The organism is Mesorhizobium sp. B2-3-10 (assembly GCF_006442275.1).
In the GTDB taxonomy this organism is placed as follows: Bacteria; Pseudomonadota; Alphaproteobacteria; order Rhizobiales; family Rhizobiaceae; genus Mesorhizobium; species Mesorhizobium australicum.
This window is the reverse complement of record NZ_VFVT01000009.1, coordinates 224578-235403: the sequence shown is the minus strand read 5'-3', so window position 1 is coordinate 235403 and position 10826 is coordinate 224578. Positions and strand designations below refer to the sequence as shown.

Sequence of the window (10826 nt, the reverse complement as noted above, 5' to 3'; positions counted from 1 at the left end):
GTGTTCAGGTGGCCCGTGTTCCGGTGGCCCGTGTTCCGGTGGCCCGTGTTCTGGTCGCCCGTGTTCCGGTGGCCCGTGTTCTGGTCGCCCGTGTTCTGGTCGCCCGTGTTCAGGAAACCTTCCGCCGTCTCGGCGGCGAAATCGCCGGAGCTGCGGGCGTGGTTGAACAGCCATTCGGCCCAGCTCATGTGCCCGTCGGCAATCAAGCCATCGGTGGCAGTCTTGAGGTCAGCGCCTTCGGGGAACAGGCGGCAGAAACCCTCATACCCTTCCGAGCAGGCGCCCCATGATTTCAGGAGCCGGGGTGTGATAATCTTGCTCATCGGCCTGCCTCCCCTTCGAGGCCCTGACCTTCGAGCACGTCGAGCTGAATGCAGGCGATACGGTTGCTGTTGCGGGCCAGCGGGTGGTCTGCCTCTGCGCGGGTGTCAAAGCGCCGGACAATCCCGTTGGCATCGACGTTCAAGAAGCCTGAGACGCGCCTCGGCTCTGCCCACTCGGCAACAAGGTCACCAAAAGATTCTTTCCCACCGACATGGCGCCCATCGAGCGTCCATGTGATCGCGCCGCAGTTCTCCACAAATCCAGCGACTTGACGGCCTTTCATTTCCCCGAAGTGATCCACCGCAGCGACAAATGCCTTGCGACCGCTGCGTGTCCGGTAGAGCTTTCCGGCTTGGAACTTGATAGCCCCTAGAACCTCTACAATATCCTGCTTGCTGTCACAGATTTCGCTGATCCTGCCGTCGGGATAGTGCCACCAGGTCAATCCTGATTTGTCGCGCCCCGTCCTTACCGGCATATGCGTAGTATCGGTCTCATACACCAAAACGATCTCGCCGTCGCGGCGGCGCAGCTTGTCTCCAACATTTACGGTTCTCAGATTGATTGCATTCATTTCCTCGCTTTCTCTTGATTAAATCGCCAACGCGGCCAGCAGCAGGCCAGCACAGGTAGCCAAAGCGGTCTCACGGGACTTTTCGGCCAGCTTGGCACGGAATGCCCAATAGGCGTCCGCGACACGGTCAGCCCAGGTTGGTTGCAGGGGGTTATAGGTATCCATGGTTGTTTCTCCTTGTTGTGAGAATAAGCTGGCACGCTTATTAGTAGTTGTAAATACTTTTTTCTTGCCATCTAAAATATACTGTGTTGGAATAACTATACCCAAACGGGGATATATATAAACAAAGAGAAAGAAGGATAATGGCTTTACTTGCAACACGGGGAGGCGGTGATTTTCAAATCGCGCCCCAGGGCCAATTCGCGGCCATCTGCTGTCAGGTGTTAGACCTGGGGCACCACTTCAGCGAGAAGTACGGAAAATGGTCACATAAAATCCGCATCGTATGGGAGCTTCACGGCGAGAACCAGATTGGCGACGGCGTAGCCCTCACCGAGGACGGCAAGCCGATGTCGCTGGGCGCCGAGTACACCCTGTCCCTGTCCGACAACAGCAATCTCCGGCCGTTTCTGGAAGGTTGGCGTGGTCGACCCTTTACCGCCGAGGAAGAGGCAGGCTTTGATGTGTCGAAGCTACTGGGTGTCCCCTGCATGTTGACCATCCAACACGCGAAGTCAGCAGACGGCAGCAAAACCTACGCCAATCCGGTGTCGGCCTCACCGCTGCTGAAAAGCCTCCAGAAACCGACACAGCACAATCCGTCGTTGTTGTTCGAGTTGGACCCGTGGAACCAACAGGCGTTCGAGGCACTGCCTGATTGGCTTCGCGAGCGCGTCAAGAAGTCCCGCGAATACGGCGAACGATTCGGGGGCAACACCCCAGCGCCGATGGCCAAGCCTGTGACTGGCGACGCGCCGTTCGATGACGAAATCCCGTTCTAACGGGAGCACCGGATGTGTTGTTCATCATCGACACGCGGCAGCGGAGGAAGGAGGCGGCTGACTTTGTGTCCCGCCTTCCGGCCTCGCCGCTCTACAGCGTTGAAATCAAGCCTTACAAACGTGTCCGCAGCCAAGCCCAGAACCGCATAATGTGGATGTGGTACGGCGTCATGGCCGAATATCTGGGTTGCGAGCCGGAAGACTTGCACGAGCAGATGAAGGTGAAGGTGCTAGGCGTCGAGCGCAAGTTCGTCGCCGGCCAGGTGCTTACTTACCCGAAAAGCACCACTACGCTGGATGTCGACGGGATGACCCGGTTCCTCGCCGCCATTGAGGCGCTGGCGGCCGAGCTGGATATCAAGCTGCCGACCAGCGATGAATACGGCTACGCGATGGCCAAGGCTGCATGAGCGACGTTACCGCCACACGTCGAGAGCGCCTGCGCAATATATGGCTAGCCACCGAGAACCGCCGTACCAAGGCGTGGCAGGCTTTCATGGCCGCCTACAAGAATTCACCGCTCGGGCAGGCCCTTGCCGAGGCGGAGGATAGAGAGAAGCGGGCCAGGGAGGCATACTCCCAAGCGCTCCAGCGGCAAACCAAAGGTGGTCGGTGACCGCCTTTTTGTGCCTGATTCCTTGATTGTGGCTGTAGCGAAGGCGGTGTTGGTCAACGGTGTCTAAATTTCACCCGATTTGTTCCAGAAATCGAGTTAACCGCATAATTTTTTTAAGCCAATGAAAATGTTAGATTATTCGGCGGAAGAAAAATTGGGAGTCCGCGAACAAAACAAGAACTCATACTTTACGAGAGAATGCGACCATTGCAATTGCCGGTGGCCTTCGCTATATGCCCAACACCTCAATGTGGGACTCGGATATGGTCACCCTTTTTGAAAAAATGCAACTGAAGCGCGAACGGCTTCGCAAGGAGATGGACGAGATCGACCTGCTGCTCGCTCTTCTTCAGAAGCACGACGCGGCAGATGTCGACGTTGCGGCCGATGACGATGACGACACCGAGGTCGATGAGAAAGATTATCTGGCGGACGACGCGCCGACGTTGGCGGAAGGCGCCACCCGCCACCGGAATGCGGTGCGCCTGATGAAGCGCCTCCGCTATCGGCAGATCGTCGCGACGACGCCCCCCAGCAAAAGGGCTGACCGGCCGACCCGCAACCTGCCCAAGTCGCGGATGGAGCCGGTTGTCAGGGCGCTGATCGCGGAACAGCAGAAGCCGATGACGAGGACGCAGATCGCCGAGGCACTTGAATTGAAGGGCATTCCGGTCGCAGGCGCCGACCCCAACAAGGCTATCGGCACCATTTTGTGGCGGATGCGCGACAAGTTCGTGAACCTGCTGGGCTGGGGTTACTGGCCCATCGAAGAGGACTTTGCGCCGGCAGCGTACGTGGCGCCGAAGGACTACCACCATGAAGACCCGCCCGAGAAGGCGGATGACGACGAAAACGAGAAACACACCCCGGCCGAGGCGAAGCGCCAGCTGGATGCTTTCGAGTAATGGGACTCAGAGTCGATGTCTTGGCCGGATAAGCGCATAGCGGGTGTCACGTACACCATGGGGCACCTCGACCCCTTCACCATGGACGTGACGCCCACCGGCAAGGGCGCGAAGACGTACAAGCTGCACGTCTCCTTCCAGCTGCACACCTTCGCCCGCGAGTGGCGTGTCACAGACACACCCGACTACAGGGTCAGGGATGGCTCGGACGTGCGGTGCTTCTGCCCGGTTCGCTACAAGATGTCCCTAACCCTGCCGGAGATGATCAGGGGCACGTCCAAGGCCTACTTCAGCCAGGACCACAACTACCTGCTGTTCCGGCCGGTGGCTGACGAGGCCCCGTATGCGGTGTTCTTCAGCATGCGTAAGGGTGAGTCGCGCCGCGTGAACGCGGTGATGACGGTGGTGAGCGCCTACCAGAAGGAGAACCTGCCTCCCAAGCTCCAGCCCATCACCTTCGCTACGTTGGTGGCCAAGACGTCCAAGGGTGAGGAGGTCAGTCGTCCATAAGAAAATAGCCCCCGCAGGGGCTACTCCTTGGTGTCATTCTTTCGAACTCACCGTACCAGAAACCTCCTTACGACCACACGCCGTGGTGCCCTTGCAGGCGAGGTAGCTGTTTTTCACTGGTCCTCAGCTGGTACTCTATCTAGTACCTACCAGGGTTCCTGGCAAGCACCATCGTACTCACAAACTGTTAACGGCCCCTATACACCCCCCCTGCGTGGGAGAGGCTAGCCACTTCACGTACACAGGTCCGTACCCCTGCATATCACCCTAGTCTGGTCAGATTCACCATACCTCTTGGAGCACGTCAGGGTGACCACCTGTGTGTCATCCCCCCATACACCTGCCTGCGTCATGGCATCAAGCACCGCCTTGGCCAGGTTGTCCACGTCCCCACGAGGCCACCCACTCTGTAGGCGCTCCTCTCGTCGCTTGTGGGTATCGCTACGCGGGGGACACTCCACACACTCTATGACAACGCACACGCGGCCTGCGTAGTGGGCTGTGGCCAGCCTTCTGATGTCGGCCTCAGCCTGCTTCTTCCATGCGGTGTAGGTCTTTGGGTAGTGCACGCCCCAGCGGGTCACCCTTGGCCGAGGGCACGGTGGCGTCTTGTAGGGTAGGATGAATTCCAGTCCCGAGATTATGGATGTACAGGCTTATTTTGACTAGCAATTTAACTAGAAACTCTGGCAACTAGGCATCAACGCACTGAAAACGGGGAGAGATCGGTTATGAGGGTGGCCGCAACGATACTGCTTGGTCTGATGGCAATGAACCAGGCGTCAGCGCAGACAGCTGATGAGACAATCCTGTACCTATTAAGCGGCCTTCGATCGGAACCCGCACTGGTTGAAATGGGTCTGCCCGGAGAAAGATTCCGAATGGAGCCGCTAACTGATGGAAGGGTTGGCTATACCCGCACATATCACACAGACAAAGTGGATGTCCCATCGGCGACATATCAGTTCATCAAAACGGATGACTGCCACTATGACGCAAAGATTACTTCATACGAGGGCAAGGCGGCGCCTTATACACCTGTGGAAAAGGCGGTTGTCGAACTGGACTTCTCGAAGGTTCATGGGATCTCGGAGCGTCCCAGAACCCAACAATACGATCCGCACATCGTGTCATTCGATGGTCTGGCGGTTAGCTGCAAACCTCTCGCCGAGAAAGGTTGTGAGGGCGTTCTCCTTTATTCCGGGAACGAGATTGGATGGCTTCATGCGGGAGATAAACCTTCGATAGAGAAAGCGTTGGGCTACTTCCAGTCAACGTATTGCAAGGGCAGTGCGTTTTAGCTTCTTCCGCCACTTCTCCCATCCGCTGCCCTTGCCACGGTCGAGCGTGTCGTAGGTCTCGCCGCCGAACTCCTGCGCCATGCGCTCTGCCTGAAACGGCTCTTTGAACCGGAAGCCCAGATACTCGCGGTCATCGCGCCGGATGAAGACGTGACGGGAGGCGCAGCCCATCTCGTGAGCGAGACTATGGGCAGGGTCATAATTCTTCTCACAGCAGTTTTCCCACGGAATCACGGCGTGGTGCGGCCAAAAGCGGTCAAGGTAGCCGTCGGTGTGAATGCCTTTGTGGCGGGCTGGCACGGCGGATTCTCCCGTCTGGAAAGCGATAGGAGTATGTTCCTGTTTTGTTCTCCGAGAGTCAACCTGTCGCAGGACCGAGGCGACAGCATGGGCGAGCGCCACATCACAGCAGTGGCGCTGGTCAAAACTCGCCATAGGTCATGTACTCGCCTTCGTGCGTGATTTTGAGGGTGCGCCCTGATGGACCGAACCTGTTTTTCAGTATCTTCATGTCGATAGTGCGGATTTTCCCCGCCTCGTTTCCGTCAGCCCAGCGTATCTCCGCAATGCCCTCCGGGTCGAATGTCGCCGCCTGGCCACCGTAAATGCCGCTGATGCTGGCGCCGCTCTTCACCGAGTCCGAGTTAACATGGGCAAGGATTAGGACAGCCGCGCCGGTCTTATCGGCGAGTTGCTTACACTGGTCATTCACATAGCCCGCCTTATCCACCTTGGTGTATTCAGGAGGTGCTAGGTAAGAGGTCATACCATCCACCACAATAAGGTCGCACGGGCCGCACAGGCTTATGCGCTCCGCAATGGACTTAGTGTTGTAGAACACAAGGAAGTCGGCGCCGGAGAGCCTGCCTTGGCCGCCCGTCACGACGGTTTGCTGATGTTCGGTCAATCCCTTACGGAACGACGTGATGGGCACCCTCAATTCACGGGCCATGATACGCCACCAAAGCTCCGCTGGCGTATCTTCAAACCCGAGCCACCGTACCTTGCCGCCAGCCTTGGCTACATTCCACGCAAGGTTGATTGCGAAGGCCGACTTGCCCACGCCGCCGTGCCCGGCGATGAGGTATCGCCCGCCCTTAAAGAGGCCGCCGAACGCTTCGTCCCACGGCGCGAATCCCGTGGTGAGCATGTTTTGGCCGGTAGAGGCTTGGCTATAGGCGTCCTGCATCTGGTCGAGCGGCGTAACGTCCGGCGTCACCAGCCATTCGGCATGAAGGTCAGCAAGGCGTTTTTGCGCCGCCAGCAAATCGGAGAGGTTGTTGCGCTCCGCACATTTCGTCACATCACCCGCCAGTGCGATAGCCGAGCGCTGGAAATGTGTTTCCAGGATGACCCGGCCAAAAGCCCACGGATTAGTCCCGAGCGCTGCTGCTTCAAACATGCTGGTCAGGTGAGGCATCAGAGCTACCTTATCCTCCCATTCAGTGCCTTTCATTCGCTCATGCAGGGTAATGGGGTTGGCCTCGCTACGGTCCTCGATCAGCGCCAGAATATGCTGGTAACAAAGGCTGTGGAGGGGAACGTAAAAGTGTTCAGGTGTTAGCCGGTCAGCAACGCAAGCAGCGTTGCGGTTGTCCACCATCAACATGCCCAGGAGGGCGAGTTCCGCATTGGGAGAGCTGGGAAGGAGGCTCATACAGCGTACCCTCCCTTGCGTCCAAGCGCCTCTTGATTGGCTTTCGCCAATGCCTGAGCACATCGGGGGAACCAGTATGAAGTGTTACCGCCCTTGTCCTTTTCGGCGGCATACGAACCGTCGATGCCCTTGAGGTGTTCGATAACGTTGATGCTGGAAAAGGTGCCCTGCCATTTCGCCTGTTGCTCATGAGTGATTTTCACAACCACCCCTTCAAACGCGAATTTTCCAACTTTGGCCGAAGGCTCCTCTGTCTCTTCTCTCCTCTGTCTCTCCTCTGCCTCTGCCTCTGGGGTTACGGTTGAGCTACGGATTGAGTACGGTTCAGTTACGGTTTCGTTACATTCAATAAAACCAGATGCTTGGCACTCTGCGATGCCAGTCCGAACCTCTTCCAGTGGCAACCTCAAGCGAAAAGCTATCCGGGTTACATCGTAGGGGACTAAACCAGAAATCGGGTCTTCATCTTCACTGGCAAGAAGCCAGAGCATCGGCAACAGGGCGCGCCCTGTTGCCGACATGGACTGATACTCGAAATTGTCCAGAAGGGTTTTATGGAGCCGGACCCATGGCGGGCGGCGGTCTTTGTACGATTGGTAGCTAGACCAGTTCTTTACACGGATATGGTGGCACACATTGGCTGTCTTTCATTGTTTGCGCTCATTGTATGCGGGGGAAAATCGCGGGGGCAGCAGGTACAATAAAGAAAACCTGTTACGCGGTGGCGTGCTGCCCTTAACGAAACGATGCCGTAACCTATAAAACGTGGCAAGGAAAATTTCGGTATACTTTTAGACGTCGTAAAACCTCGTAATTCATCATTAAATTAATTGCCGAGATTCCGCACCTGACTCAGGATGTGAGGGTAAATCCCCCTCACGTTTAAGGAGCAGCGATGCTGAAACCACGGGCGCCGCCCACTGACGAGCAGCCTATCAACGTCCCCGACCCCCGCGCCGAGCACATCGACTTCAGCCGGCCGTGCAAGCGGTGCCAGGTCGAATGCGATTATTGCCGAGGGTGGAAGCCCTTTTACCAACAGGAGGGAGGTGATCCCATCTCCGCCAGCAGGAAAGAATAGGCGGTGACCTGCCGCAGCACGGGGACTGCGTAATCCTCCCCGACCATCCCACGGAGAAACACCATGAGCACTTTCGTTCGACTTCGTATCGGAGCCGGAGAGCGGAGCCTGCATATCCGTGACTTCTATCGGCCCTACACCGCTCTCTTTAAAGCCGCTGGATACCTTGCGCATTGTCCCTGCGGCTGCTCACCGGCAACCAAGCCGGAACCACAGCAGGGCGACTACCAGCCCCGATTTTGGGAAAAGACGCCGGACGACGCCTTGTTCGTCTATGCGAGACTTGAGCCTGCCTCTGGCCACTATGGGCAGATTCGGTACCGGCACTGCGGCGCGATCGCTGCACGGCTGACCGAATTGAAGGAGCAGGCTATACGCCTCGATAGCGGGATCGGGCCGACGCTGGAATGCCTGATTGAGGCGTTCGAGTACCACGCCCGGTATCGCATCAACGTCCTTCTCAGCTGAGGGCTCCGCCATGATTCTGGAGTTCTACTTCGAGGCCGAACCGCATCCTGCGGTATACGACATCTACCTGGACAAGGACGGCGTCGCCAAACCGGCGCAGCCCAAGCCCGAACCCATCGACGGCATCCGGCAATTCGTGCTGGAGGGTAGCACCTTCACTACCGGCCAGATGGTAGCGATACAGCAGACTTTGGAGCTGCGGCCCCATTGGGAACCGCACTACTTCACGGAAGACCTTCCCTTCTAGGAGGGGAGCCGAGACTGAGAGCGGGCGCGATAACATCGTGAACCCGTGTCAATGCACCTCACCCTCGCGAGCCTGTCTGGAAATCAGCGGGATCGGCCCCGCTGCCAGCTGGGTGAATGTCTGGACTGCCGCTGCCTTCGCAGGAAAAGTCCCACCAGAGTGCGCCCACATTGCCCCTTCAAATCGGAGGGGCATCTTTTGCGCCGCAGCTATTTCCGCTCCCGCGCCGCCCGCGAACGTTCTTCGGGCGTCATGCTGTGGCTCCGCGCCTGTGCCGCTGCCTCTGCCGCCCGGCTGGCGTGGGATTGCGGGGCGCTGCTGGGGCTGCTGTAGTAGGGGCCGGACTTGCCAGCTGATTTGCCTGTTTGGTGGATGGCCCGGTTTTTGATGTTGAATTCGAAAGCGGCTGCATCGCGCTTCCGTTCAGCCATTCGCGCCTCATATTCTTCCCGCCGTTCCTGCGCCTTCGAATATTGCCAGATACCCACGCCGACGCCGACGAGGACCAGGATAACGATGAATGCGGTCATAAATCACCCCCAAGGAAAGAGGCGAGCGTACAGGCCACTTAAGCAACGTACAACGGGTAGGAAGGGTTTATTGCGCCCGTCTCTTACAGAGACCCACCCACATCCTCCCAAGTGCGGGCGGATGCTGGGCAGCACCGGGAGCGCCAGGTTTTCCACGGCCTCAGATTCTGCACTCAGGCCGAGAGATTGAGGGGGTTATTCAGCCACGCGGTATTTTTCCAGCCCGGCCTTGTCCTTGATGCCGAGGTCGCGCGCCCACTTCGGCAGCGGCCCGCGATTGGTGTATTCCTCACCGTTCGGGCCACGGAACTGGACGCGCGGCGAGGAGCGGGTTCGGCCTTCCGCCGATGGCTTGGATTTGCCGCCAGAAGGCAGGCCACCCAGGGCTTCCAGTTCCTTCAGGAGTTCGGCGCGGCGAACCTGCACCTTTTCGTCCCGCAGCTTGGTGGCTTCGGCTATCAGGGCGTTCAGCTCATCAAGGGAAAGGCTGGACAGGTCGGGAAGCTTGGCCATTTCGAATCTCCGGCAGGGAATACGGTGGTTATAGGCTTATTCCGGTACAGGGCAAGATGGTGAGATGTTTAGGTGTGGATAGAATTATAGCAAAAAGTATTTACAACTACTAATAGTCGGCGCAAGATTCTTCCACAACGAAAGAGAAAACATGAGAACCGACCGCCTTTACCAATATACCCAAGATGTTGAACAGGACATGGGTTTGCGCCTGACCACCGAAGAAATCTCGTGCGAAGACGTGGAGGAAACCCCCGACTTCTGGAACGGAGACAAGGTTGGCTATTCCACCTCCTTTGTTCTGGAGACTACGCTGACCGCCAGTGGCTTCGAGTGGGACCACCCTCGCGGTGGTGTCATCAGCGGCGCCTTCGCCAAGCCCATCGTTCTCGCGGAAGCGACTTTCGACCAGTACGGCCAGCTTACCGGCCTTGACTGCCATGCCAGCGATGTGGCTCTCGCCATCGTCACCAAGCTCGGCAACGTGTCCGAGATTGACGATGTGTTGCTGGGGATGGCGGCAGCCGCCAAGCGGCAAGCTGAGCACCTCAACAGCCGCGCCGTTGCGCGGGCTTAAGGGGAGGCAAGCATGTGCCAAACTGGTGTTCAAACGAGCTGCGGATTACTCCGGTAGACGACAGCCAAGAAGCGATGAAGGCCATGGGCGCCTTCATTACGATTGTAAACAACGCGGCAAAGGAAAATTCGGAGGCCGAGTGGGCGGGCTTATTCCAGCAGACACTGCCGATGCCTGCTATCCTTGAGGGTATAAGCGCACCACCCCCTAGCGACCCAACGTCCGAGCAGAAAACGCGAATTGACCAAGCAATTGCCGAGACGGGCCATAGCAACTGGTATGACTGGCATTGCGAAAAGTGGGGCACCAAATGGGATGCCTGCGAACTTCAGGTCAACGAGGCGGACGAGGATTCGATAGACGTCTATTTCGAGACGGCGTGGAGCCCGCCCGAGGCGTGGTTAGTTGCGATGCGCGAGAAACACCCCTTGTTGGATTTCTGGCTGTTCTTCCGAGAGGACGGAGTTGAAGCGGCAGGCTACCTCTAGCCATGGACCAGCTTTCGTTCCTTCAAGCCCTAGAGCCGAAGCGACCGGAAGCGCCAGCTAATCCCCTCGACCGAATGAGAGACGAGAACTA

At 57.8% G+C, this 10826-nt stretch carries 17 protein-coding genes; 9 read left to right on the top strand and 8 right to left on the bottom strand.

Going from position 1 to position 10826, the window contains the following annotated elements; all coding sequences use genetic code 11:
* The 3 genes from FJ943_RS25135 to FJ943_RS29750 form a co-directional block, all read right to left on the bottom strand.
* A partial coding sequence (locus FJ943_RS25135; RefSeq protein ID WP_210242415.1) for a pentapeptide repeat-containing protein occupies window positions 1-323 on the bottom strand: 323 nt, incomplete at its 3' end.
* Window positions 320-898, bottom strand: a complete 579-nt coding sequence (locus FJ943_RS25130; protein WP_140725903.1) for a hypothetical protein — start codon at window positions 896-898, stop codon at window positions 320-322. The genes FJ943_RS25130 and FJ943_RS25135, both read right to left, overlap by 4 nt.
* Before the next feature lie 18 nt (window positions 899-916).
* Window positions 917-1063, bottom strand: a complete 147-nt coding sequence (locus tag FJ943_RS29750) for a hypothetical protein (RefSeq protein ID WP_181174631.1) — start codon at window positions 1061-1063, stop codon at window positions 917-919.
* A 140-nt stretch (window positions 1064-1203) separates the two neighbouring features.
* Between FJ943_RS29750 and FJ943_RS25125 the strand changes: the two genes are divergently transcribed.
* The 5 genes from FJ943_RS25125 to FJ943_RS25100 all read left to right on the top strand — a co-directional run bounded on the left by FJ943_RS25125 (window position 1204) and on the right by FJ943_RS25100 (window position 5174).
* Window positions 1204-1842 carry a hypothetical protein gene (locus tag FJ943_RS25125; protein ID WP_140725900.1) on the top strand — a complete coding sequence of 213 codons (639 nt, stop codon included), beginning with the start codon at window positions 1204-1206 and terminating at the stop codon, window positions 1840-1842.
* Window positions 1843-1859: 17 nt separating this feature from the next.
* Complete coding sequence (locus FJ943_RS25120; RefSeq protein ID WP_140725897.1) at window positions 1860-2252, top strand: hypothetical protein; 393 nt, start codon at window positions 1860-1862, stop codon at window positions 2250-2252.
* A gap of 469 nt (window positions 2253-2721) precedes the next feature.
* Window positions 2722-3363, top strand: a complete 642-nt coding sequence (locus FJ943_RS25115; protein ID WP_140725895.1) for a hypothetical protein — start codon at window positions 2722-2724, stop codon at window positions 3361-3363.
* A gap of 57 nt (window positions 3364-3420) precedes the next feature.
* Window positions 3421-3873: a hypothetical protein gene (locus FJ943_RS25110; protein WP_140725892.1), complete on the top strand. Its 453-nt coding sequence runs from the start codon at window positions 3421-3423 to the stop codon at window positions 3871-3873.
* Between the two features lie 731 nt (window positions 3874-4604).
* Entirely contained in the window at window positions 4605-5174 is a 570-nt protein-coding gene (locus tag FJ943_RS25100; protein WP_140725889.1) for a hypothetical protein, read from the top strand.
* Here the strand turns inward: FJ943_RS25100 and FJ943_RS25095 are convergent.
* From FJ943_RS25095 to FJ943_RS25085, 3 genes are read right to left on the bottom strand one after another with little or no spacing between them, the layout of a single operon-like run.
* Window positions 5145-5609, bottom strand: coding sequence for a hypothetical protein (locus FJ943_RS25095; RefSeq protein ID WP_140725886.1), 465 nt, complete (start codon window positions 5607-5609; stop codon window positions 5145-5147). The genes FJ943_RS25100 and FJ943_RS25095 overlap by 30 nt on opposite strands.
* Entirely contained in the window at window positions 5596-6831 is a 1236-nt protein-coding gene (locus FJ943_RS25090) for an AAA family ATPase (protein ID WP_181174629.1), read from the bottom strand. The genes FJ943_RS25095 and FJ943_RS25090 overlap by 14 nt, the downstream gene beginning before the upstream one ends.
* Entirely contained in the window at window positions 6828-7352 is a 525-nt protein-coding gene (locus FJ943_RS25085; protein ID WP_140725881.1) for a hypothetical protein, read from the bottom strand. Before FJ943_RS25085 ends, FJ943_RS25090 begins: the two co-directional genes overlap by 4 nt.
* A gap of 623 nt (window positions 7353-7975) precedes the next feature.
* On the opposite strand from FJ943_RS25085, the gene FJ943_RS25080 reads away from it, so the two are divergent.
* Together FJ943_RS25080 and FJ943_RS25075 are read left to right on the top strand one after the other, a co-directional pair.
* Window positions 7976-8380: a hypothetical protein gene (locus FJ943_RS25080; protein ID WP_140725878.1), complete on the top strand. Its 405-nt coding sequence runs from the start codon at window positions 7976-7978 to the stop codon at window positions 8378-8380.
* Between the two features lie 10 nt (window positions 8381-8390).
* Entirely contained in the window at window positions 8391-8627 is a 237-nt protein-coding gene (locus tag FJ943_RS25075; RefSeq protein WP_140725875.1) for a hypothetical protein, read from the top strand.
* Window positions 8628-8836: 209 nt separating this feature from the next.
* Here the strand turns inward: FJ943_RS25075 and FJ943_RS25070 are convergent, their stop codons facing one another.
* Complete coding sequence (locus tag FJ943_RS25070) at window positions 8837-9157, bottom strand: hypothetical protein (protein ID WP_140725872.1); 321 nt, start codon at window positions 9155-9157, stop codon at window positions 8837-8839.
* Window positions 9158-9352: 195 nt separating this feature from the next.
* Entirely contained in the window at window positions 9353-9670 is a 318-nt protein-coding gene (locus FJ943_RS25065; RefSeq protein WP_140725869.1) for a hypothetical protein, read from the bottom strand.
* A gap of 151 nt (window positions 9671-9821) precedes the next feature.
* Between FJ943_RS25065 and FJ943_RS25060 the strand changes: the two genes are divergently transcribed.
* Together FJ943_RS25060 and FJ943_RS25055 are read left to right on the top strand one after the other, a co-directional pair.
* Complete coding sequence (locus FJ943_RS25060; protein WP_140725866.1) at window positions 9822-10247, top strand: hypothetical protein; 426 nt, start codon at window positions 9822-9824, stop codon at window positions 10245-10247.
* Window positions 10248-10261: 14 nt separating this feature from the next.
* Window positions 10262-10735: a hypothetical protein gene (locus FJ943_RS25055; protein WP_140725863.1), complete on the top strand. Its 474-nt coding sequence runs from the start codon at window positions 10262-10264 to the stop codon at window positions 10733-10735.
* The last annotated feature ends 91 nt before the right edge of the window (window positions 10736-10826 follow it).